The organism is Actinorectispora metalli (assembly GCF_056323685.1).
This window is the reverse complement of record NZ_JBREYE010000002.1, coordinates 1,278,769-1,301,334: the sequence shown is the minus strand read 5'-3', so window position 1 is coordinate 1,301,334 and position 22,566 is coordinate 1,278,769. Positions and strand designations below refer to the sequence as shown.

Genomic DNA, 22,566 nt, shown 5'->3' with positions numbered 1-22,566 from the left:
ACCCGCCGGTTTGTAGGCAAGCTATGAAAATCGGCCGCTTCCAGGCGGGTTCGGTGGAGCGTGACGTACAGTCCCGGCATGCGGAAGGTGCGGGCGGTCTTTGCTGCCCTGGGCGGGCTGATGATGCTGGTAGGGGTGGCCGCGGCCGCTCCGGGACCGGTGCGGGCGGCGAAGATCGCGCCTGTTCAGGCGGCCGCCGACGGGCCGGGCCGGGTGTGGATGGCCGGGCAGCCGCTGTGGAACCAGCGCATCGTGCTGGACAAGGATCTGGAGCGCCTCGGACTGAAATCGGGCGTGGTATCCGTGCAGTCCGGATTCAACCAGACAATCGCGCTCAAGAACGACGGCAGCGTGGTGGTCTGGGGGAACAACTACTACAAACAACTCACCGTGCCCGCCACCGCGATACCCGCAACGGCGGTCGCCTCCGGATATGGCCATCTGCTCACCCTCCGAAACGGCGGTGTGATCGCCTGGGGAAGTTCGATGTTCGGCGAAACCGAGGTGCCCGCCGAAGCGAAATCGGGAGTCGCGTCGATCTCCGCCAACGGATTCCACAACCTCGCGCTCAAGACCAATGGCACGGTGGTCTCCTGGGGCCTGGAGACCGAGGTGCCGCCGGAAGCCCGCAGTGGGATCAGCGCGGTCTCGGCGGGCGGTGACCACAGCCTGGCGCTGAAGAACGGTCGCGTCCTGGCCTGGGGCTCCAACAAGTACGGCCAGTCGACCGTGCCCGAGACGGCGCGGTCCGGCGTGGTCGCGATCTCCGCGGGCTGGCAGCACAGCCTGGCGCTCAAAGGCGACGGCACCGTGATCGGTTGGGGCAACAACGAGGACGACCAGGCCACCGTGCCCGCCGCCGCCCAAGGCGCCACCGCGATCTCCGCGGGCAGCGTGCACAGCATCGCCCTGCTCCCCGGCGGCAAGGTGGTCGCTTGGGGCCTGGCCAAGGCCCTCACCAACATGCCTCCCGAGGCAGGCTCGGGCGTCACCGCGATCTCCGCGGGCCACCAGGGCAGCATGATGCTCAAGTAGCAGCCACGATCGTGAGAGGGGTTCCGGTGCGGACCCCCAGCGGCCGCACCGGAACCCCTCCCCGCCTTATGCGGCCAGGTACTTGCGCAGGTGTTGGGCGGTCAGCGAGTCGCCCTTCTCCACCAGCTCGGCGGGTGTGCCGGTGAAGACCACCTGTCCGCCGTCGTGGCCCGCGCCGGGGCCGAGGTCGATGATCCAGTCGGCATGCGCCATCACGGCCTGGTGGTGCTCGATGACGATCACCGTGTTGCCGCCGTCCACCAGCCGGTCCAGCAGCGTGAGGAGTTGGTCGACGTCGGCCAGGTGCAGGCCGGTGGTCGGCTCGTCCAGCACATAGGTGGCCGCCTTCTCCGCCATGTGGATCGCGAGCTTGAGCCGCTGGCGTTCACCGCCGGACAGCGTGGTCAGCGGCTGGCCCAGACCGAGGTAGCCAAGGCCGACGTCGGACAGCCTGCCCAGGATGGCCCTGGCAGGGCCGGTGGTGAAGAACTCCTTCGCCTCCGCCACCGACATGGCCAGCACCTCGCTGATGTTCTTGCCGCGCAGGGTGTAGGCCAGCACCTCGGGGGTGAAGCGCTTGCCTTCGCACTGCTCGCACACCGACGCGACGCCCGCCATCATGGCCAGGTCGGTGTAGACGAGGCCGATGCCCTTGCAGTTGGTGCAGGCGCCCTCGGAGTTCGCGCTGAACAGCGCCGCCTTCACGCTGTTGGCCTTGGCGAAGGCGGTGCGGATCGGGTCCAGCAGGCCGGTGTAGGTGGCGGGGTTGCTGCGGCGGGAACCGCGGACGGGGGACTGGTCGGCGACGACCACGCCGGGCCTGCCGGGCAGGGCGCCGTGGATGAGCGAGCTTTTGCCCGAACCGGCCACCCCGGTCACGACGGTGAGCACGCCCAGCGGGATGTCGACGCTGACGTCCTTGAGGTTGTGGGTGTTCGCGCCGACGATCGGCAGGTAGCCGCGGTGCTCGCGGGCGTTGGCCCGCAGCGTTGCCCGGTGGTCGAGGTAGCGGCCGGTGAGGGAGTCCGAGCGGCGCAGGCCCGCGACGTCGCCGGTGTAGCAGATCCGCCCGCCGTTGCCACCCGCGCCGGGGCCGAGGTCGACAACGTGGTCGGCGATCTCGATGGTCTCCGGCTTGTGCTCGACGACGAGCACGGTGTTGCCCTTGTCCCGCAGCAGGAGCAGCAGTTCGTTCATGCGCTGGATGTCGTGCGGGTGCAGGCCGACGGTCGGCTCGTCGAAGACGTAGGTGACGTCGGTGAGGCTGGAGCCGAGGTGACGCACCATCTTCACCCGCTGCGCCTCCCCGCCGGAGAGGGTGCCGGATTCGCGGTCAAGGCTGAGGTAGCCAAGGCCGATCTCCACCAGCGAATCCAGGGTGTGGCTCAGGGTCGTGACCAGCGGTGCGACCGAGGGGTCGGAGATGCCGCGCATCCACACCGCCAGATCGCTGATCTGCATTGCGGAGCACTCGGCGATGTTGTGCCCGTTGACCTTCGAGGCCAGCGCGGCCGGGTTGAGGCGCGCTCCGCCGCAGGCCGCGCAGTCCCGGAAGGTGACCGCCCGGTCCACGAACGACTTGAGCTGGTTCTGCATGGTCTCGCGGTCCTTGGACAGGAACAGCCGCTGCACCTTCACCAACAGACCCTCGTAGGTGATGTTGTGCGTGCCCACCTTGACCTTGCACTGCGGCCGGTGGAGGAAGTCCTCCCACTGCTGCGCGGTGAAGTCCTTCAGCTTGGTGTCCGGGTCGTAGAAGCCGGAGTGCGCCAGCGTCTGCCAGTACCAGGAGCCGACGGTGAACCCGGGCGCGGTGATGGCGCCCTCGTTGAGCGAGAGCTCCTTGTCGACAAGCTCGTCGACGTCGATGGCGGAGACCCGGCCGAGGCCCTCGCATTCGGGGCACATGCCCTCGGGGCTGTTGAAGCTGAACGCCGTCGACGTGCCCGCATGCGGCTGGCCGAGGCGGCTGAAGATGATCCGCAGCATGGTGTGCGCGTCGGTCGCGGTGCCCACCGTTGACCGCGAGTTGGCGCCCATCCGCTCCTGGTCCACCACGATCGCGGCGCTCAGGTTGTGCAGGGAGTCCACGTCGGGGCGGCCGAGGCTGGGCATGAAGGACTGGATGAACGCGGTGTAGGTCTCGTTGATCAGCCGCTGCGATTCGGCGGCGATCGTGCCGAACACCAGCGAGGACTTGCCGGAGCCGGAAACGCCGGTGAACACCGTGAGATGGCGCTTGGGAATGTCGAGCGACACGCCGGTCAGGTTGTTCTCCCTGGCCCCGCGCACCTGGATGACGTCATGACTGTCCGCGGCCCGCACGGAACCGGCGGATGCTTCCCCCATGTTTGCTCTCCTGATACTTTATGGCGTAAAGAGACGAGCCTCGCGAGGCTACTTTATGGCGTAAGGAGATGCAAGGTGGTGGTGTTCGCCGCCCAGGGCGATGCGGAACGCACGATGGCGCTGCTGTGGCGGACGGCCGAACCCGAGGGCACCAGACCGGGCCCGCGCCAGGGCCTGACCATCGAGGAGATCGTGGCCACCGCCACGGCCATCGCCGACAAGCACGGCATGGCGGGCCTGTCCATGCGTGCGGTCGGCGAACGGCTGGGCCGTACCGCGATGGCGCTCTACACCTATGTTCCCGGCAAGAGCGAACTGGTGGATCTCATGTACGACCAGGCGCTGGCCGAACTACCCACCGAGTACGACCTCGGCGAAGGCTGGCGCGCGGCGGTGTCGGTGTGGGCCGCGGACGTGTGGGACTTCTACCTGCGGCACCCGTGGGTGCTCCAGGTGTCCCAGGCGCGCCCGGTGCTGGGACCGAACGAGTTCGCCATGATGGAGACCCTGGTCCGCATCCTGGACGCCGCGGGCCTGTCGGCGCGGCTGTGCTCAACGGTCATCGGCGCGCTGACCCAGCTGGTGCGGGGGGCCGCGCAGCTGGCCGCCGACTCTCGGCTGGCGGTTGCCGAGACCGGCATGTCCGAGGAGGACTGGTGGTACTCGCGGTCGGCGGTGTTGGAGAAAGTAGCGCCGGACTTCGGCGAGCGCTTCCCGCTGCTCACGAAGCTGGAGCGGGAAGGCGCCTTCGAACCCGACCCGGCAGCCACCTCCTACATGGAGCAGTCGGCCTGGGACACCCTGGACCTGAGCCTGGAGGTGCTCCTCGACGGCATCGAGTCCGCCGCGGGCTGACAGCAGGTCACGATTCGGCGATCAGGCATTACCGGCAGGCGGCCGGACGGACTACAAACAGTCCTGAGCGGCACCTGCGCACCGACACTGGGGAGATCTCGTGAGCGTCGAGTTTCTGGTGACCTCGCTGATCATGGTCGCCACACCGGGCACGGGCGTGCTCTACACGATGGCCGCAGGCCTCGCCCGGGGCACGCGGGCAAGCGTGATCGCGGCGGTCGGCTGCACGCTGGGGATCGTCCCGCACATGGTCGCGGCCATCACCGGTCTCGCCGCGCTGCTGCACACCAGCGCGCTGGCCTTCCAGGTGCTGAAATACCTGGGTGTGGCCTACCTGCTGTACATGGCCTGGATGACGTGGCGGGACAAAAACGCTTTGACCGTGGACCAGGACACCACGCCGCAATCGGCCACCCGCGTCATCACGACCGGTGTCCTGATCAACATCCTCAACCCGAAGCTGACCATCTTCTTCTTCGCGTTCCTGCCGCAGTTCGTCACCGCGGGCGAGCCTAACGCCCTGCTGCACATGGTTGAGCTCAGCGCGGTGTTCATGGCGCTGACGTTCGTGGTGTTCGTCGGCTACGGCCGCTTCGCCGCGGCCCTGCGCACTCATGTCATCACCCGCCCCCGCGTGCTCACCTGGCTACGCCGCACGTTCGCGGGGGCCTTCGTGGCCCTCAGTGCACGCCTCGCCGTGACGGACTAGCCCCTCTCGGGGCACGCACCCTCGCTCGTTGGAGTGGATCGGTCACCACGTCGACTGGCCGCGCCGGTGCCCGGCAACCCTGAACTGGTAAGCGCAATCCAGTCGATGGAGGTGCATCCGCATGGGACTGGCTCACACCGTGCAACAGGTCACGACCGGACGGTCGGGTGAAATCGACCGAGCCGCCGTGCTCGACATGTCCGTGCGTCACGAAGCCCCGATCAGCGACGCTCCGCTGCCCGCGCAGCCCGCGGGGGTCCTGGTGCTGCTCGTCCTGTCGCCGCAGAAGCCGAAGTAGCCACGTTCGCGGCAATAACAGGAGGCGTGCACACGATGACCGAAGCGGCCTCGGTGCGTGCGGATTACGCGCGAGTGGTCGGCGAACTATGCAACCGTGTCCTGCTCGCCCTTCGGGGCGGGCAGGACATCGGTGTGCTGTCGGACTTCCCCGCCGAGGTCGGCGGCCGCACGGCGGTTCTGGCTGCCCTGCGGGTGGTCGGCGTCGACGCCCTGACCCCACATCTGCGCTGGCGGGTCCCGTTGACCGTCACCGAGGTCGATCTGTTCGCCGAATCTCTCGCGCTCTTCCCCACGGTCGCCGACGACTCGACCACCGGCCGGGTCATGCGGTGGCGGGACTGGGCGCTGGCGACCATCGCCGAACTGCCTTCCCCCGGCGAACCGCCCGGGTGGGCGGACGATCCGGATTGGCGCGCGGTCACGGAGCGGCTGGCGCAGTTGGCCTCGCTCGCCCTGCCGGGTCTGGACGGCCCGATCCTGCGCATGGCACAGGACAATGCCATCGCGCTCGCGCGCGGTGCGACCAGGGCGGCCCTGCGCCGCGACTACCCGATCGCCGCAGGCAGCGCGCGGTGGCTGGTGCTGCTGGAAAGCCAGGGCAGCAGGCTTCCGTTGGAGCCGCGGCGGCTGGTGGACCACCTCGCCCTGGTGGGCGGCAGCGACCCGCGGGTGGCGCTGGACGTGGGCATCGCCCAACACCTGTGCACCGGGAGCGACCGATGACCGACGCCCTCGCCCGCACCGCGCATCAGCTCACCTCCCGGGCCATCGACTGGCTGCACCGACACCGGGAACTGGGTGCGTTGCCGCCGGATACCACCGCGGACCTCGCCGATCCGGACCGCGGCTACAAGCCACTGGGAGAGAGCGTGCTGGCCGCCTCGCTGGTCCTGCGCGAAGGCGTCGCCGGGCCCGCAGGGACGCGGGCGGCCGAGGAGCTGATCGCCTTCGCCTGGCAGCAGGTGTGGGACGGGGACCTGTTCTACGAGCGGCAGCTCAGGTTCCCGCTGATGACCGACCCGTTGGAGCTGTACGCGCACTTCGTCAGGACCGGCTACCGCAACCAGGCGCTCGACCGGCTGCTGGCGCACCTGCATGAACTGCGCAGCGTCAACGCGTACGAGGTGGTGCCCAACCGGCGGTTGGCGGTGGCCAACGCGGCCGTCATCGCCGGGCTAGAGGTGGACACCGACTGGGCGGCGCTGGGTGCCGCGACCTGGCTGGGGGCCACTCCCGAACCCTGGGCCATCGACTGGATGGGTGCCTACTGCGCGACCCACACGGTGTTCCACCTGACCGACTGGGCGGCCCTGCCCGACCGGCTGCCCGCGCCGATCCGCGACTACCTGCGCGTCTGGCTGCCGGTCTGGGTCGATGTCTGGCTGGAGATGCGGGAATGGGACCTGGTCGGCGAGCTGCTCATCGTCGACTGCTGCCTGCCCGAGCCGGTGTGCTCGCCCGAGGCCTGGGAGCAGCTGGCCGAGGCCCAGCGACCCGACGGCCTGTTGCCCCGCAACGGGGAAGAGCTGTCGGCGGACCCGGAGGAGGTGTACCACGACCACCGGCATCCCACGGTGGTGGCGGCCATGGCGGGCACGTTGGCGCTGTCCCGGCTGCTGCATCCGGGCCGCCTCTCGCCATGAGCCTGGTCGGCAGGCTGGACCCGCTGCTGTCCGTTCCGTCCGGTGCCACCGCGATCGCGGTGGCGGCGATCAGCGGCTCGGAGGAGGCGACCGCCTGTCGCGGGACCACCTGTCGGGGCGGCCGACCGGTCGAGGAGTCCAGTGCGTTCGAGATCGGATCGGTGACCAAGACCTTCACCGCGCTGCTGCTCGCGGAGATGGCGGATCGGGGCGAGATCGCCTTGGACGACCCGATCACCCGCTACCTGCCCGCGGACTTCCGTCCTGCCTGCCGCCCGGAGATCAGCCTCGTGCAACTGGCCACGCACACGGCCGGACTGCCCAGGCTGCCTACCAACCTCTACCTCCGGGCACTGCCCCGGTGGCGCACGAATCCCTACGCGCACTACACCGACCGGCATCTCCTGTCGGCGGTCCGCCGCTGCCGTCCTCGCGGCAGCGGTGTTCGTTACTCCAACTTCGGTGTCGGACTGTTGGGCAGGCTGCTCGCCGAAGCGGTGGGTGAGCGCTACGACGACCTGGTGGTGGGTCGGGTCTGCGCTCCGCTGGGCATGACCGACACGTCGGCCCGTCCCGGCGAGGTGATCGGACACCGCCGGGGCCGTGCCGTGCCTGCCTTCCTGATCCCCGGCCTACCCGGTGCGGGCGTGCTCCGGTCCAGCGCTCGCGATCTTCTGAGGTACCTCCGGGCCTGGCTGCGTCCCGAGGAGACCGCCCTCGCCGCCTCGTTGTGGGAGGCTGGCCGCCCCCGCTGCGAGGCGGACGGCGACCGCATGGCCCTGGTGTGGAACGTGCGCCCGCTTGGCGGTCACGACGTGTACTTCCACGGCGGGGCCACCACCGGCTTCACCGCGTTCGTCGGGTTCTGCCCCGGCACCGGGACCGCCCTTGCGGTGCTCGCGAACGTCCGGCCCACCCTCCGCCACAGCATCATCCAGCCCACCTACGACGTGCTGAAGGCGCTGATCACCCGATAGGTGAGTCGATTGCGGGAACTCGTTAACGCGCGGGTTCGTCGTCTCGATGGAGCCCGCGAAAACCGTCTTCCGACCCCCGGAGGTGATCGACATGACCATGGCTCTGCTCGCACCCGCGGAGCCCACCGCTCGACCCGTTGATCGGTCGATCGGCTCCTACTCCCGCCACCTCGATGCCCAGCGCGCCCTGGACCACCTCGCCGAGCAGGGCTTCCCCGTGCACGACGTGACCATCCTGGGGGTGGACCCGGTGATCGTCGACCGGGTCGGCGCTCGGCTCACCGTGGGCCGAGTGACGGCGCTGGGCGGGGTGGCCGGTGGCTGGTTCGGACTGCTCTTCGGTCTGCTGCTGACGATGTTCGCCGTTCGCGGCCCCGCGCTGCCGGTGATCGTGACGGGTCTGCTGACGGGCGCGGCCTTCGGCGCGCTCCTCGTCGCGGTCGGCTGGGGCTGCCTCAGCGGCCTGAACGACGTCCCGCCCGCGGGCCGGGTCGTGGCGAGCCGCTACGAACTGCTGTGCTCGCCGGCCAACGCGGAACTGGGACGTGAGCTGCTCGCCGCTGGTTGCCCTGGCCTGCCGAAGATGAGATAAAGCAGGAAGGCCGCCGCCTGCCCTTCACGCGAACCCTGCGAAGGAGGCCGACGATGGCTGCCCGCATCCCTGCGCTCGTGGCGATCTTGCTGGCCCTGACCCTGACCACCCCCGCCGCCCAAGCAGACCCGCCCGCCGCGCAGGCGGACACCTGTCCGGTGAAGTCGAAACCGGCGGGCAAGGTGCTCCAAGGCTATTGGGAGAACTGGGACGGCGCCGCCAACGGCGTGCACCCGCCGTTCGGCTGGACCCCCATCACCGATCCGAGGATCCGCCAGCACGGCTACAACGTGATCAACGCGGCCTTCCCGGTGATCCTCTCCGACGGCACAGCGCTGTGGGAGGACGGCATGGACAAAGACGTCAAGGTCGCGACCCCGGCCGAGATGTGCCAGGCCAAGGCCGATGGCGCGACGATCCTGATGTCCATCGGCGGCGCTGCCGCCGGTATGGACCTGAGCTCGACCGCGGTCGCCGACCGGTTCGTCGCCACCATCGTGCCGATCCTGAAGAAGTACAACTTCGACGGCCTCGACGTCGACATCGAAACCGGCCTGACCAGCGGCGGGAACATCAACCAAAACTCGCCGTCGCAGGCCAACCTGATCCGGATCATCGACGGCGTGCTCGCCGCGATGCCGAGCAACTTCGGGCTCACCATGGCGCCGGAAACCGCGTACGTCACCGGTGGCAGCGTCACCTACGGCTCGATCTGGGGCGCCTACCTGCCGATCGTCAAGAAGTACGCCGACAACGGCAGGCTGTGGTGGCTGAACATGCAGTACTACAACGGCAGCATGTACGGCTGTGCGGGCGACTCCTACCAGGCGGGCACGGTGCAGGGCTTCACCGCGCAGACCGACTGCCTGAACAAGGGCTTGGTGGTCCAGGGCACCACGATCCGGGTGCCCTACGACAAGCAGGCACCCGGATTGCCCGCGCAGCCTGGAGCGGGCGGCGGTCACATGCCACCATCCACGGTGGCCCAGGCCTGGAACCACTACCGGGGCGGGCTGAAGGGCCTCATGACCTGGTCCATCAACTGGGACGGCTCCAAGAACTGGACCTTCGGTGACAACGTGAAATCACTGCAGGGCCGTTAAACCCGAAAGGCACCATGATCGAGTTCAGCGCCGACGGCTTTACCCGTGACGGCCGTCCGCACCGCATCCTGTCCGGCGCGCTGCATTACTTCCGGGTGCATCCCGGGCAGTGGGGCGAGCGGCTGGCCATGCTCCGCGCCATGGGGCTGAACACGGTCGAGACCTACGTCCCCTGGAACCTGCACGAGCCCAGCCCGGGGGAGTACACCTTCGACGGCTTCGGCGACCTGGACCGCTTCCTGCGGCTGGCCGCCGAAGCCGGGCTCGACGCGATCGTGCGACCCGGCCCCTACATCTGCGCGGAGTGGGAGAACGGCGGTCTCCCACATTGGCTGGACGTGCCGCTGCGGTGCACGCACCCGGCGTACCTGGCGGCGGTGGACCGCTGGTTCGACGTGCTGATCCCGCGCATCGCCGAGCACCAGAGCAGCCGCGGCGGCAACGTCACGATGGTCCAGGTGGAGAACGAGTACGGCTCCTACGGCAGCGACGCCGCCTACCTGGGACACCTGCGGGACGGGCTCGTCCGCCGCGGCATCGACGTCCCGCTGTTCACCTCCGACGGCGCGACCGCGGTGTTCCTCACCGGCGGCTGCGTACCCGGCGTGCTGGCCACCGCCAACTTCGGCAGCGGCGCCGAGGAACAGTTCGCCGAGCTGCGCAAACACCGCCCGGACGACCCGCTGTTCTGCATGGAGTTCTGGAACGGCTGGTTCGACCACTGGGGCAGCAGCCACATCACCCGCGATCCCGCCGACGCCGCGAAGGCGTTGGAGGAGATCCTCGGCATGGGCGCCTCGGTGAACCTCTACATGGCCCACGGCGGCACCAACTTCGGCTTCTGGGCGGGCGCCAACGCCGCGGGCGAACTGCACGACGGCGCCTACAGCCCGACCGTCACCTCCTACGACTACGACGCGCCCATCGACGAGGCGGGCAGGCCAACCCCGAAGTTCCACGCCTACCGTGAAGTCCTCCAGCGCTACACCGACCTGCCGCCGATCCCCGAGTCGAAGCCACTGCTGCCTGCGGGAGAGGTCCCGCTGCCCAAGGCCCTGCGTCTGTTCGACGTGCTCGACGTGCTGGGCGCCCAGCACGTCCACACCGGACACCTGCCGTCCTTCGAGGAGCTTGGCCAGCACCAAGGGCTGCTGCTGCACCGCGCCGTGCTGTCCGGCCCCCGCCCGCCCGCACCGCTGCGCGCCCGTGAGGTTCGGGACCGGGCGCAGCTCTGGGTGGACGGCGTGGAGGAAGCCGTGTTCTCCCGCGCGGGCATCGAGGACGAGCTGAGCGAGGAGTCCGTCGAGATCGCCGCCCTACCCGAAGGCACCAGGGTCGAACTGCTGGTGGAGGCGATGGGCCGAATCAACTACGGCCCTCAGCTTGGCGAACGCAAAGGCGTCCTCGGCGGCGTGCTGCACGAACGGCAGTACGTCCACGGCTGGGAGACCATCGGCCTGCCGCTGACCGAGCTACCAGACCTGCCCTGGGAGCGCGGTCCGCGCGGCTACGGACCCGCGTTCTTTGGCGGCACCCTGCACGTCGAGAAACCCGCGGATGCGTTCCTGTCCCTTGAGAGCTGGCACAAGGGCGTGGTGTGGGTGAACGGGTTCTGCCTCGGCCGCTTCTGGCGGATCGGCCCGCAGCGCACGCTCTACCTGCCGCGCCCGGTGCTGCGCGTTGGCGAGAACGAGGTGGTCGTGTTGGAACTGCATCCCGGCACGGCGCGCTCGATCGCGGTGGTCGACGAACCCGAGCTGGGCTGAATGTTCGGTGTCGTTCGGTTGACCGGGAGTGCGTGCCCTGATCAGCGGCACGCCCACGGCCTGCCGTTCTGCGCCGGGTGCTGCCCGGACTCCTGGACTCGGCCTAGTCCGGCACCAGCAGGACGCGGTATTCCCAGGCGTCCCACAACTTGTCCGTGCTGCCGTAGCGGCGGTGGAAATCCAGCTGTTCGCCGTCGCGTTCCATCCGCTCGGCGCGCAGCCCAGTGCCTTCCAGCAGCAGGAGCAGATCGGCCGGGGTGTAGCAGCGGGCGAACTGCTCCAAGGCCCTGGACTCCTCGCCGATCGGCCACCAGCGGTCGAGGAAGCGATTGGCCACCGGGTCGTAGTCGTTGAAGTTGGCCAGGTCGACGTTGTACCGGCCGTGTTCCAACTCGCCTGCGACCCTGGCCCATTTGAATGGGCTGAACACGTCGAGGATCATGCAGCCGGTTGGGGTGAGCCAGGTGTCGCGGACGCGGCGCAGCAGGCGGCGCTGGTCGGCGTCGGTCCCGATGCCGAAGCCGTTCCAGTAGGTGACGCAGTCGAAGCCGGTGCCGACGTCGGCGAGGTAGAAGTCGCCTTCGACGACGGTGAGGTCGCGGGCTTCGGTGTGGCGGCGGGCCGCCTCGGCGCGGGCGGAGCTCAGTTCGATTGCGGTGACGTGGTGGCCGAGGTCGGCGGTCGCGGCGGCGGTGCCGCCGTCGCCCGCACCCAGTTCGAGCACCCGTTTCGGGCCGGGTCCGGCCAGCCGCTCGATGTCGGCCGCCCGTCCGCGGTCGGTGTCCTGTGGTTCGAGGTGGCCCCACCAGGGGACGACGGTGTCGAAGAAAGGCTTTACCCAGTCCACGCCGCCAATGATCACCGGGCGGTCAACCGAAATTCTCGGAGTGAGCGGTGGAATTGGTCGACGCGATAACGGCGGCGAGCTATCGGCCCGCCGCCGTTGACTGTTACGGCCCAGTTGCCGGAGGGCGGATGATGAGGGGCTTGCCCAACACGTCCGGGAACCCGCACGACGCGTCGGCAACGATCGGGGTCCGCGGTGCATTCGGATGTCCCGGTGGATCGAGGGTGAGAATCATCCGAAGGGTCCATTGCGGCGGACCGTGGTACTTCCAGAGCACCCAGGTCGGTGCGAACACATTCGTTTGTGGCGTCAACAGAACACGGTAGCCCGACGAGTCCTCGGGCCCACGGAGAATAAGCACATCGGCGCACCCCGTCCTGTTCACCACGGCTGCGACCAGCTTCGGGGCTTCCTTAGACCCGAAAACGTGAATCGTCCAGCCACGCAAGTAGATCTCGTTGAGGAGATCGTCCAGATCCAGCCGCATAACCGGCCGATTGGAATGCATCGCGCCACGGTATTGGCCAAGAGTGGATCTTCGTTGCCGAATTGACAACACCCCCTCCACCGTGTCAGCCGCTACGCCCATCCGGTAGGCCATGCCGGGCGGTTGATGACCCACAGCATGTCTGCTGTACCGCACAACAACATTTTCGACAGTCGTGCGCCCGAACGGGGCAGTACGAATTGCGGCGCTACCCCGCGGGATCGGCTGCCGCGAGTTTGCGGACCCGGACCTTCCCCGACGGGTTGCGGGGGAGCGCGTCCAGGAACACCACTGTGCGCGGCACCTTGAACCTGGCGAGGTTGTCCTTGACGTATTGCCGCACCGCGTCGGCACTGAGGTCGCGGCCCTCCTTGCGGACCACGAAGGCACGCAACGCTTGACCGAAGTCGTCGTCGGGGACGCCGATCACCGCGACATCGGCGATGGCCGAGTGCGCCGCGAGCAGGTCGGCGACCTCACCGGGGAAGACGTTCTCACCACCGGAGACGATCATGTCGTCGTCCCGGCCGTCGATGAACAGCCTGCCCGCGGCGTCGACATGGCCGACGTCGCCGGTGGACATGCGGCCGCGGATGATCTGCTTGGTGCCGCCGCCCGTGTAGCCGGTGAACTGGCTGGGATTCCCGACGAACACCCGCCCGGTGGTGCCGGCGGGTACCGGGGAGCCGTCGTTGTCGAGGATGTCCACCACCGTGCCGAACGGCGGGCGGCCGACGCAGGCGGGCTCGACGCGCAGGTCCTCCGGAGTGGCGATGGTGGCGTAGGCGGCCTCGGTGGAGCCGTACAGGTTGTAGACGACGTCGCCGAAGGCGTCCATGGCCTGCTCGGCCAGCGCGCCGCCAAGCTGGGCGCCGCCGGTGGTGATGATGCGCAGCGCCGACAGGTCGTGGCCCGCTGCGCCCGTGTCGAGGAGGCGCTTGAGCATGATCGGCACGACGACCAAGCCGGTGCAGCGGTGTTCGGCGAGGTCCGCGAGCACCTGTCCGGGGTCGAACCGCCTGCGCGTGATCACCGTGCTGCCCAGCGCCATGCTGATGCTCGTGGTGAGCAGGCCCAGACCGTGGAAGATCGGCGGCGCGATGTAGGTGGACTGGCGGGACCGGAACGGGATCTTCGACAGCACCGCGCCGGGAATGGCCAGCCCTCGCGGCTGACTGCGCTGGGCTCCCTTGGGTGTGCCGGTGGTGCCGCTGGTGAGCACCACCAGCGCACCCGGACGGGCAGGCGCGGGCGGGGGAGCGGGGTCGCCGCCGTTGACCAGGAACTCCAGAGTGGACGCCCGCGGGTTGTCCGACCACGCCACGAACCTGCCCTTGGGAGCGTCCACGCCTGCCACGACCGAGGCGAACTCCTCGTCGTACACCAGCACCTCAACGCCCTCGCGGGCACACACCTCCTCCGCCTGCGGGCCGGCGAAGTCGGTGTTGAGGAACAACGCCCGGGTGCCCAGCTTCGCGGTGGCGAACAACGCGTCGAGGAGCCCGCGGTGGTTGCGGCACAGGATGCCCACCGCGGTTCCCTCGGCGATGCCCTTGGCCCGCCAGGCGTTGGCGAGCGCGTTGGAGCGGCGGTCCAGGTCCTCGAAACCGAGCGTGCCCAGTTCGTCGACCAGGCCTGGCCGGTTGCCGTGCCGCAGCGCGGCGACCGTGATCGCGCCGCCGAGCGTGCCGTAGGCCTTCAACGCGCGGAGCATCGCCAGCAGCCTGCCCGGCGAGGCAGGGCCGAGCAGTCCCGCTTTGGTGACGGTGGCCAACGCGTGCAATTCGACCATGAGCCTGCCCGGCACGGCGCCTCCTTCTTTCGTGTGGGTGATCAGCAGGTGGTGGGCACGTTCCGGCCCGCGAACCGGGCCTCCAGGAAGCCGATCGCGGCGGGGGCGCCGGTGACGGCCAGGACGCCGTGCTCGCTGAGCACATCGCGGTACTTGGTGACCTTCACTCCCGCGGCGCAGTAGCCGGCCACGAGCTTGTCCGCGCCCGCCACCGGGATGAGCTGGTCAAAGACCGAGTGGTAGTTGTAGATCGAGGCCTTGGGCGCGTGCTTGCCCATCGTGTTGGCCGCCAGGATCTTCTGGATGTGGGGCAGCCCCAACGGGTCCGGCACGGTGCTGATGTCGCTGAGCTTCGTGAAGGCGAAACTCGCCGCCGCCTCACCGACGCACATGTTCCCGATCCTGGCGATGGCGTCCTTGCCCCGGGCGTTGAGCACGCCTTCGAGGTTCATTTCCGGATACGCCCTGGACACGCCGACCGCGGCGGCCAGCGCCAGGCCCGACGCGGCGGTGCCGTCCATGCGCCGGAACGCGGCCTCCGGGTCGGCGGGCGTGCCGCCCTCGGCGACAGCTGTCAGGGTGAGGTCGGGGGCGTAGCCGGGCTGGAGTTCAGCCGCCCAGCCGGTGGCGAGGGCACCGCCTGAGTAGCCCATCAGACCCACCGGTGCCTTCGCGTCCAAGCCCGCCTCGCCGAAGCGCAAGGTGGCGCGGATGCTGTCGAGCACGGACCGACCGGACTTGACGCCCGCGCCGTACTGGGACTGCGGTCCCTCGTAGTCCGGAACCACCACCGCCCAGCCCTTGAGCAACGCGGGGCTCATCAGCGCCAGTTCCGGCTCGGTGCCGATCCGCAACTTGTACGACGGCGCGCAGTGCGTTGCCAGGCTGTCCTCGGCCGTCTGGTACGACAGCAGGGGACGCGGCCCACCCTGGTACGGGGTGCCGGGCACCAGGACGGTGGCCGCGTCCGCGACCGGCTTGCCCTTGGCGTCCCTGGACGCGTAGAGGATCTGCCAGGACTTCACCGGGATCGGCAGGCCAAGCCCGGTGACGGTCACCGGCCGGGACCGCAGCACGGCCCCCGGCGCCACCTCGGGAAACGGGCTGGGCTGGGCGTAGAACGGGTCCTTGTCGGGTACCGGGATCGTCTCGGCGGCGCCGATCGCGGGCTGCGATGCGGACAGCGTCACCGCGGCGACCGCCGCCGCGAGCACCGCTGCGGCTAGGGGACGGATTCGGGTTGGCACGCGCAAGGGACTGCCTTTCGTTACAGGGGTCGACAGGAGGGTCGAAGCGTGGGGTCCGCCGGACCTCGGCGGTCAAGCGCGTCGCGCACCCATTGCCAGGTGACGGGGTCGACGGCGAGGAGCCCGTGCCCGACCAGCAGCAGCGGGCAGGCGTCCTGGAGAGTCACGTTGGTGACGCGGTCGGCCGGACCGGCCATGCGCCCCGTCGTGTACGGCGTCACTGCCTGGTCGTAGCGGCTGATGATGTTGGTGTAGGAGACGTCGCCGTCCACCATGCCGCCCTCGTTCACGCGCGTGATGAACTCTGACCCCGGCGCGAACTGGGCGACCACACCCCCGGCGAACGAGGGCGCCCCGGTGGTGCCCGAGTGCGGCGCGCCGAGGGCGACGAGTTCGTCGATCTGCCCGGTGCCACCGAGGAAACGCAGGTAGTGGCGGGGCATCAGACCGCCCTGGCTGTGCCCCACGAGGTCGGCCTTGCCCGCACCGGTGGCGGCGAGCACCCCCGTCACGAACGTCTTGAGCTGCGCCGCCGACGTCTCCATGAGCGCGGTGCCGCGATTGCCGTAGTCCAGCGCGAACACGCAGTAGCCCGCCTCGGTCAGGCGAGGCGCGAGCGCCGCCCAGTTCTCCGCGGAACTGGCAAAAGTGCCGTGCACAAGCACAACAGGCTCGGGATGCTCCGCCGTCGGCGCGCAATCCCAGTCATTCGCCCCCTGCACACTCCCGGCCAACGCCTTCGCCTCGGCGACCGGATCATCCGCGGCCGCAGGCACGGCGGTCGACACCAAAACCGCGCCAGCCAGGAGAAACACTCGAAGACGCGAAACCATGAACACGCCTTTCACCACTTGTTACCGCTCAGAAAGGGTGAAAGTCATCCTGATGGAGCTGTGACCCGGATCGCATCGGGTCCTATCGGTATTTCGGCGTCGTTTCCTCGTGGTTCGTCACAAGTCCGGCCGAGTGTGCCTAACCGCGCGGAAGCCCACTACCGCTTGCCAAGGTCGCGCGTGCGGGTCAGGCCGGGCGCCGCGCGGCGAGCACGACCTGCGGGCGCATCGACGGCGGCTGCGCGGGCAGCCGCAACTCGGCGACCGCCTCGAGGCCAGCCTCGACCAGCATCCCGGCCAACTGCTCGGGGCGGTACAGGTGGGTCGTCCAGGACACCGGCAAGCCGCCGTACCCCTGGGTGCGCGGGACGTCGCCGTCGCCGACGTGCGTGCCGATCAGCGCCTGACCGCCGGGGACGAGCGCCTCGGCGAAGGTTTTCAGCACGCCGGGCAGTGCCTCCCTCGGGAGGTTGAACAGCGACCACCAGCCGAGCACGCCGCCGAGCGAGGCGGGCGCGAGGTCGAGTTCGGTCGCCGAGGCCACGGAGAACCGCAGGTCCGGGTACTGCCTGCGGGCGTGCTCGACCATCCGCGGCGACAGGTCGACGCCCGAGGCATCCAGGCCTAGCTCGGTGAGGTGCGCGGTGACGATGCCGGGTCCGCAGCCGACGTCCAAGACCGGGCCGAGCCCGCGGACGGACTCGGCGAACGCGGCGAGCATGGCCCGTAGCCACGGCTCCGCCTCCAACCGGCCAACGCAGAGCTCCACATAGGCATCGGCGCACCGGTCGTAGGACTCGCGGACCGTCTCAAGATCGGAAGGCTGCTGCACGAAGGCATCCTATGCACGGCCGAGCCTCAGGGTGAGGAGATTGAAAAACCCGTCGGGCTGATCCCATTGGCCCGCAACGAGATCGTTCAGCTCGCGGCGTGATCACGATCTACGGCTGGGTGAGCCTGCGTTGCTTCAGCGCCAGGACGGTCATGGTGAGGTCGTCGGGGTCGCCCAAGCGCAGGCCGGTGAGTTGTTCGATGCGGCGCAGGCGGTAGTCGAGGGTGTTGGCGTGCACCGACAGCTTGGCCGCGGTGTCGCGGCGGTCCAGGCCGCAGTCGACGAAGACCGCCAGGGTTTGCAGAAGCTCGGGGGAGCGGCGCTGGGCGTACTCCTCCAGCGGGCCGAGCACCCTGCTGCGCAGATCCGCCGCCAACTTGGGGGAGCGGCTGAGCAGCAACTCGGGCAGCAGGTCGCCCTCGCCGATGACACCTCTGCGGCCCATCCGCCGGGCCGTCTCGACGCGCAGCCGCACGCAGTCCAGACCTGCGCCCAGGCCGTGGCGATCGGTGGGTTCGGTGATGGCGAGCACAGCGCCCGGCCGCAGCAGGTTCGACTCGTCGACACCGGCGGGCGCCAAACCCGCCACCCGGTTGCCCTCGGTCAACGCGAGGATGCCGCGTGAGCGGAACTCGATGGCCAGATGCGCGTGCTCGCGGGTCGGTGCGTCGGGAAGGGAAAGCACGAAGGGGCGGTACCGGTCCACCAGTCGCAGCCCGGTCTTCTCCGAGAGGCGCCGTAGTTCGTCGGCGCCGGTCCCGGGGTCGAGCAGGCCGTCCATCAGCGCCCGCGCCCAGCGTTCCCGCTCCGACACCAGCTGCTCGCGCTCGTCCATATAGGACTGGGCGACCGCGGAGGACACGCGGTCCACGTACTTCATGATGCGGTCGGCCACCTCCAACAGCACCCGCCGCTGCTCGTCGGTGACCGCCTGCTCGGCCAGCGACTGCCAGGCCACCCGTGCCCCGAGGCGGTAGCCGTGCAGCATGTCCTGCAGTGGCACGCCCTCCCGGCCGCGCTGCATCGCCGACTCGCGCAGTGCCGCGAGTTCGGGCTCGGTGGGCTCTCGATCATCCAGCAGGCACCGCACGAACAGTTCCAGGTTGTGCCGGATGACTTCGAGAACCTGGCCCCTCAGCATGCCGTCCGGCATCCGGGCGTAGCTGGGGATGTCGGGCAGGTGGTCATCGACGATGCGCCGCGCCACTCCCTCGAAGTCGAATCGGGCCACGAGATCGGCGACCAGCGTGTCCGTGGCCGGAACGGTGGTGCGGGGCATGGGCGCCTCCCACGGGTGTGGCTCGACCTTCCGGACCAGCGCCGCGGCCCATACGGGCGAGTGAAGAACGGTACCGTACCTCACTGGCGGCTGCGGTCGGCGTTACCTGACCAGGTACGACTGCCCGACATTACATACACGCGACTCCGGGCATAGCAGGGAAAGCGTCGTGAAACCACCCAGAAAGCCGAGGGCGTGGGTGTGGACCCCGGCGCGTTCCCCGCGGGGTCCACCGTAACTCCAGTCACAGAACTGGAGCGATGGTTCTGTCAGGGATGTCGACATGTAGTTGACGAATGTCGTTGCGCCTTAAATCATCGATTTACAGGGCAGCGACGAAAGAGCATCCATGACGATACGTCCATTTCATCCCCTCGGTCCGATGAGGTGGATGGTAATCACTCTCGCCACGATATTGATCGCCCTGTCCGGGCAGGCGGCCCACGCTGTCGCGATCACGCAGCCTGCCCAGCCCGACACCGGCCCCGGTGGCTCGAACTACCCGCATGCGGGCTTCACCGTCGAGGCGGGCGGCACCGGCAACAGCGCCTGGTTCGTCTTCCAGCCCTCGGACCCTCGACCAGCCTCCGCGCCGGTGTCGATCATGCTGCATGGTTACGGCGAGTTCGAGGGTTACGAGACCATGCGCCAGTTCGTCGAACACACCGTGCGCAAGGGTCATATCGTCGTCTATCCGCGCTGGCAGACCGGCATTCTGGACCCGCTGCCCGTGATGCCGCTTCCGGTGCATTCCGCGAACGCGGGGGTGAAAGGCGGTCTAGCCTGGCTCCAGGCGGACCCCGCCCGGGTGCAGCCGCAACTGGGTCGCGTCGGCTACTTCGGGTTCTCCTTCGGTGGCATGATCGCCGCCAACCTGGCCAACCAGCACGAGGCGCTGGGCGCCCCGGTGCCGCGTTCGCTGTACCTGTACGAGCCGCACGGCGGCCAGACCGGTGATCAGTTCGACCTGTCAATGGCGGGCATTCCGGCCGCCACGAAGGTGAGCTGTCACATCAGCATCGAATACGCATCGGAGAATCCGGATCGAGGCTGCTACACCGTATTTCCGAGATTCATTCACATCGCCAATGGCAACAAGGATTTCGTCTTGATGCGCAGTGACGATCACGGCACTCCGCCTTTGCGGGCGACGCACGGTTCGGTGGGGGCGCGCGGCGACGGGTCCGAGACCGACGCCTATGACTTCTACGCGTTCTGGAAGATATGGGACGCCATCCAGTCGTGCGCCAACTTCGGAGCGGATTGCCGGTACGGCCTGAACGGCACGCCCGAGCACCGCTCCCTCGGCCGCTGGTCCGATGGCACTCCGGTCACCGAGCTTGCGGTGGCCGACATCCCCATCCACGCGGTTTAGCCGCCTGGTCCGCGGGCGCGGTTGCGGCCGCGTGTCGCGCCGACGCCGTGGAATGGCCTTTCCTCTTTTGGTGCGGACGTGAATTTTGTGGAGCGTCTTGTACTGCCCGGGAATTGATGCAGACTTCCTGAATTGTTGGGCGGCCGCGAAACGCATTCGTATCGGACTTTTATCAGGAGAACCACAGATGCTGAGTCTGCTGAACATCGCCGGGCTGGTTTTTTCGCTTGTCGCGGCGCCGCCGGATGCCGTGCCCGAACCGAAGCTGGAGGTCCAGATCGTCACCGTCAACGGAAGCGGCTGCCCGGCGGGATCGGTCGAGGCCACCTCGGAGGGGGACGGGTTCCGTATCGGCTACACCTCCTACCAGGCTCAGATCGGACCGAACACAGATCCCTTGGACCGCAGGAAGAACTGCCAGGTCAACCTCAAGGTGACCTACCCCGCCGGTTACACCTACGGCATCTCCCGGGCCACCTATCAGGGAATGGTGTCGCTGCCCGATGGCGTGACCGCGACGCAGTCCGCGGCGTACTACTACGCGGGAATGAGCCACTCGGACCGCATCTCGCACCCGTTCAAGGGTCCGGTCAACGAGCGCTGGTCGGTGGTCGACCAGAAAGAACCTTCGCAGGTCCTTTATGTGCCTTGCGGTGAATCCCGCAATCTGAACATCAATACGGAACTCCGCATTACGGGCGAGTCCAAGACCTTCAGCTTTATCTCGATGAAGCGCCCGGACATCGACGCGGGCAACCGATACCAGGTCACTTGGAAGAAGTGCAGCTGACCTACTAGCCCTGCCGAGTGGGTGGAGGCCCCTGCCTCCACCCACTCTCCTATCTGAAGACACGGCCAGGCCCATCCCCGCCTCTTGACCAATTAGCCCTCGTTGCTGCTGGCGAGCAGCCCGAGGGTTCGAGCACGGCAGCGTGCTTAGTCAGCTCAAATGCTTCAGTGTAGATTGAAATAAACCCCGCCGAGAAATGGTCACCTTCCGATGGGGATGAAGCGCCTACGGCGCTGACAGCAAGGACAAATGGGCTCAGTGGCATGTGGCCGCGTGCCGGGCGTCCGCAAGGCTGGTGGCGGTCACGCGGCCGGTTGCGGCGGAGCTGCTTTCAGGCAACTCGCTTCTTCTTGAGATCCAGGGCCACGATCACGCCGAAGAAGAGCGCGATGATCGCGATCGGCGCCAGGTAGGTCGCCACGCCTTCCAACTCGAAGCGGCCGAACAGGAAGTTGTACAGCCCGCCCTGGCGGGCGTCGAAGATCCGCTGGCCGAGCGGCAGCAGGCCCAGCGGGACGCCCGCCACCAGCGCCAAGACCTGGAACAAGTCGTAGATCTTCGTATCCTGCTTCGCCATGGTCATCCCCCTCTACCGAACGATCGATACGATCGTATCGTATCGCGTGGGTATCCTAAGGGGGTGACCGTTGGTGAGCAGCGCAGGCGAGAGGTGCTGGAGGCACTGCTGCGCATCACCCGCCGCGAGGGCTTGGACGCGGTCAGCATGCGCACCGTCGCCGCCGAGGCAGGGACCTCGCTTGGTTTCGTGCAGCGTCAGTTCCGCACCAAGAACGACATGGTCAAGGCCGCGTTCGAGCACACCCTTCACCTGCTCGGGCAGCGCATCGAGAAGCACCTCGTGGACGTCGAGTACGGCTATCCCGCCCGGCTGTTCCTGCAGCGGGTCGCGGGCGAGTTGCTGCTCACCGAGGAGGCCTACCTCGATGAGGCTCAGGTGTGGATCGCGTTCCTGGCCCGTGCCGTGGTGGCGCCCGACCTGGCGGAGGAGCTGCGCAGGCATTATCAGGGCGGCCACGACCTGATTGCCGCCGTGATCCTGATGGCCCGGGACGCGGGCCAGATTCCGGCGGAGGTCGACCCCGACCGGGAGGCCACCGCGTTGCTCGCGCTGGTCGACGGCCTCACCGTCCACAACCTCATCGGGCGCTGTGATCCGCAGACAGCGCACGAGATCGTCCGCACCCATCTGGAACGGCTCTGCGGCGTTTAGCGCTTGAGACCTGGTCTCAGAAACTTGTGATGGGAGACCTGATGGGTTCGTTCGATGTGCCGCTGGACGATGAACGCACCCAGCTCGAAGCGTTCATCGAGGAATATCGCGATGCCATCGAGTTGACTCTCCACGGTCTCACCGAGAAGCGGGCCCGCCGCAGGCTCGTCTCGTCGGCGACGACGCTGCTCGGGCTGCTCAAGCACGTCACGTGGATGCAGCGGGTGTGGTTTGAGGAGTGCGTCGGCGGCACGTCCCGCCAGGAGCTCGGCCTGGTGCGGAGTCCGGAGGACTCCTTCCGGCTCTCCGATGAGGACACCGTCGCCTCGGTCACGGCAGCCCACCGGGAAGCTTGCGCCACGGCTCGGGCGGCGGTCGCGGACCTGCCACTGGACGCCGTCGTGACCGGCCACCGGGCCGGACCGCGCACGCTCCGATGGGTGTACCTGCAAGTTCTGCGGGAGCTGGCCCACCACTGCGGACACGCCGACATCTTGCGCGAACAGGTACTCGCCGACTGAGCC

23 protein-coding genes are annotated in these 22,566 nt (G+C 68.5%); 14 read left to right on the top strand and 9 right to left on the bottom strand.

The genetic code is table 11. The features are described 5' to 3' along the window. The first annotated feature begins 78 nt into the window (after positions 1–78). Complete coding sequence (locus tag ACU6XJ_RS26380) at positions 79–1,035, top strand: RCC1 domain-containing protein (RefSeq protein WP_476317262.1); 957 nt, start codon at positions 79–81, stop codon at positions 1,033–1,035. A gap of 66 nt (positions 1,036–1,101) precedes the next feature. Here the strand turns inward: ACU6XJ_RS26380 and ACU6XJ_RS26375 are convergent, their stop codons facing one another. Next, positions 1,102–3,384, bottom strand: a complete 2,283-nt coding sequence (locus ACU6XJ_RS26375; RefSeq protein WP_476317259.1) for an ATP-binding cassette domain-containing protein — start codon at positions 3,382–3,384, stop codon at positions 1,102–1,104. Positions 3,385–3,459: 75 nt separating this feature from the next. Between ACU6XJ_RS26375 and ACU6XJ_RS26370 the strand changes: the two genes are divergently transcribed. The 9 genes from ACU6XJ_RS26370 (at position 3,460) to ACU6XJ_RS26330 (ending at position 11,329) form a co-directional block, all read left to right on the top strand. Beyond that, the gene (locus tag ACU6XJ_RS26370) at positions 3,460–4,239 is read left to right on the top strand and encodes a TetR/AcrR family transcriptional regulator (protein WP_476317256.1); all 780 of its coding nucleotides are present in this window, start codon (positions 3,460–3,462) and stop codon (positions 4,237–4,239) included. Between the two features lie 100 nt (positions 4,240–4,339). Continuing rightward, the gene (locus tag ACU6XJ_RS26365) at positions 4,340–4,948 is read left to right on the top strand and encodes a LysE family translocator (protein WP_476317253.1); all 609 of its coding nucleotides are present in this window, start codon (positions 4,340–4,342) and stop codon (positions 4,946–4,948) included. A gap of 121 nt (positions 4,949–5,069) precedes the next feature. Then, positions 5,070–5,246: a hypothetical protein gene (locus ACU6XJ_RS26360; protein ID WP_476317250.1), complete on the top strand. Its 177-nt coding sequence runs from the start codon at positions 5,070–5,072 to the stop codon at positions 5,244–5,246. Between the two features lie 35 nt (positions 5,247–5,281). Further along, positions 5,282–5,971, top strand: a complete 690-nt coding sequence (locus tag ACU6XJ_RS26355) for a hypothetical protein (RefSeq protein WP_476317247.1) — start codon at positions 5,282–5,284, stop codon at positions 5,969–5,971. Continuing rightward, complete coding sequence (locus tag ACU6XJ_RS26350) at positions 5,968–6,891, top strand: DUF6895 family protein (RefSeq protein ID WP_476317245.1); 924 nt, start codon at positions 5,968–5,970, stop codon at positions 6,889–6,891. Before ACU6XJ_RS26355 ends, ACU6XJ_RS26350 begins: the two co-directional genes overlap by 4 nt. Then, positions 6,888–7,868, top strand: coding sequence for a serine hydrolase domain-containing protein (locus ACU6XJ_RS26345; protein WP_476317242.1), 981 nt, complete (start codon positions 6,888–6,890; stop codon positions 7,866–7,868). The genes ACU6XJ_RS26350 and ACU6XJ_RS26345 overlap by 4 nt, the downstream gene beginning before the upstream one ends. Positions 7,869–7,959: 91 nt before the next feature. Next, the gene (locus tag ACU6XJ_RS26340; protein ID WP_476317239.1) at positions 7,960–8,460 is read left to right on the top strand and encodes a general stress protein; all 501 of its coding nucleotides are present in this window, start codon (positions 7,960–7,962) and stop codon (positions 8,458–8,460) included. Between the two features lie 53 nt (positions 8,461–8,513). Continuing rightward, positions 8,514–9,563, top strand: coding sequence for a chitinase (locus ACU6XJ_RS26335; protein ID WP_476317236.1), 1,050 nt, complete (start codon positions 8,514–8,516; stop codon positions 9,561–9,563). A gap of 14 nt (positions 9,564–9,577) precedes the next feature. Next, complete coding sequence (locus tag ACU6XJ_RS26330; RefSeq protein WP_476317233.1) at positions 9,578–11,329, top strand: glycoside hydrolase family 35 protein; 1,752 nt, start codon at positions 9,578–9,580, stop codon at positions 11,327–11,329. A 103-nt stretch (positions 11,330–11,432) separates the two neighbouring features. Here the strand turns inward: ACU6XJ_RS26330 and ACU6XJ_RS26325 are convergent, their stop codons facing one another. The 7 genes from ACU6XJ_RS26325 to ACU6XJ_RS26295 all read right to left on the bottom strand — a co-directional run bounded on the left by ACU6XJ_RS26325 (position 11,433) and on the right by ACU6XJ_RS26295 (position 18,646). Continuing rightward, entirely contained in the window at positions 11,433–12,176 is a 744-nt protein-coding gene (locus ACU6XJ_RS26325; RefSeq protein ID WP_476317230.1) for a class I SAM-dependent methyltransferase, read from the bottom strand. Between the two features lie 103 nt (positions 12,177–12,279). After that, complete coding sequence (locus ACU6XJ_RS26320) at positions 12,280–12,684, bottom strand: hypothetical protein (protein ID WP_476317227.1); 405 nt, start codon at positions 12,682–12,684, stop codon at positions 12,280–12,282. Positions 12,685–12,871: 187 nt separating this feature from the next. Beyond that, complete coding sequence (locus ACU6XJ_RS26315; RefSeq protein WP_476317224.1) at positions 12,872–14,470, bottom strand: AMP-binding protein; 1,599 nt, start codon at positions 14,468–14,470, stop codon at positions 12,872–12,874. A 26-nt stretch (positions 14,471–14,496) separates the two neighbouring features. Continuing rightward, complete coding sequence (locus ACU6XJ_RS26310) at positions 14,497–15,702, bottom strand: lipase family protein (protein ID WP_476317221.1); 1,206 nt, start codon at positions 15,700–15,702, stop codon at positions 14,497–14,499. A 20-nt stretch (positions 15,703–15,722) separates the two neighbouring features. After that, a complete protein-coding gene (locus ACU6XJ_RS26305) occupies positions 15,723–16,535 on the bottom strand; it encodes an esterase/lipase family protein (protein ID WP_476318645.1) in 813 nt (270 codons plus the stop codon). Between the two features lie 187 nt (positions 16,536–16,722). Continuing rightward, positions 16,723–17,367 (bottom strand): class I SAM-dependent methyltransferase, encoded by a 645-nt coding sequence (locus ACU6XJ_RS26300; RefSeq protein WP_476317218.1) that lies wholly within the window; start codon positions 17,365–17,367, stop codon positions 16,723–16,725. A gap of 109 nt (positions 17,368–17,476) precedes the next feature. Continuing rightward, positions 17,477–18,646 carry a PucR family transcriptional regulator gene (locus ACU6XJ_RS26295; RefSeq protein ID WP_476317215.1) on the bottom strand — a complete coding sequence of 390 codons (1,170 nt, stop codon included), beginning with the start codon at positions 18,644–18,646 and terminating at the stop codon, positions 17,477–17,479. Between the two features lie 415 nt (positions 18,647–19,061). On the opposite strand from ACU6XJ_RS26295, the gene ACU6XJ_RS26290 reads away from it, so the two are divergent. Next, positions 19,062–20,021 carry a dienelactone hydrolase family protein gene (locus tag ACU6XJ_RS26290; RefSeq protein WP_476317213.1) on the top strand — a complete coding sequence of 320 codons (960 nt, stop codon included), beginning with the start codon at positions 19,062–19,064 and terminating at the stop codon, positions 20,019–20,021. Between the two features lie 187 nt (positions 20,022–20,208). Next, complete coding sequence (locus ACU6XJ_RS26285) at positions 20,209–20,811, top strand: DUF4360 domain-containing protein (protein ID WP_476317211.1); 603 nt, start codon at positions 20,209–20,211, stop codon at positions 20,809–20,811. 331 nt (positions 20,812–21,142) lie between these two features. Here ACU6XJ_RS26285 and ACU6XJ_RS26280 read toward each other — a convergent pair whose 3' ends face one another. After that, complete coding sequence (locus ACU6XJ_RS26280) at positions 21,143–21,388, bottom strand: hypothetical protein (protein WP_476317208.1); 246 nt, start codon at positions 21,386–21,388, stop codon at positions 21,143–21,145. 63 nt (positions 21,389–21,451) lie between these two features. Between ACU6XJ_RS26280 and ACU6XJ_RS26275 the strand changes: the two genes are divergently transcribed. Both ACU6XJ_RS26275 and ACU6XJ_RS26270 read left to right on the top strand, forming a co-directional pair. Further along, a complete protein-coding gene (locus ACU6XJ_RS26275; protein ID WP_476317205.1) occupies positions 21,452–22,042 on the top strand; it encodes a TetR/AcrR family transcriptional regulator in 591 nt (196 codons plus the stop codon). Between the two features lie 41 nt (positions 22,043–22,083). After that, on the top strand, positions 22,084–22,563 hold the full coding sequence (locus ACU6XJ_RS26270) for a DinB family protein (RefSeq protein WP_476317202.1): 480 nt from the start codon (positions 22,084–22,086) through the stop codon (positions 22,561–22,563). Positions 22,564–22,566 lie beyond the last annotated feature (3 nt).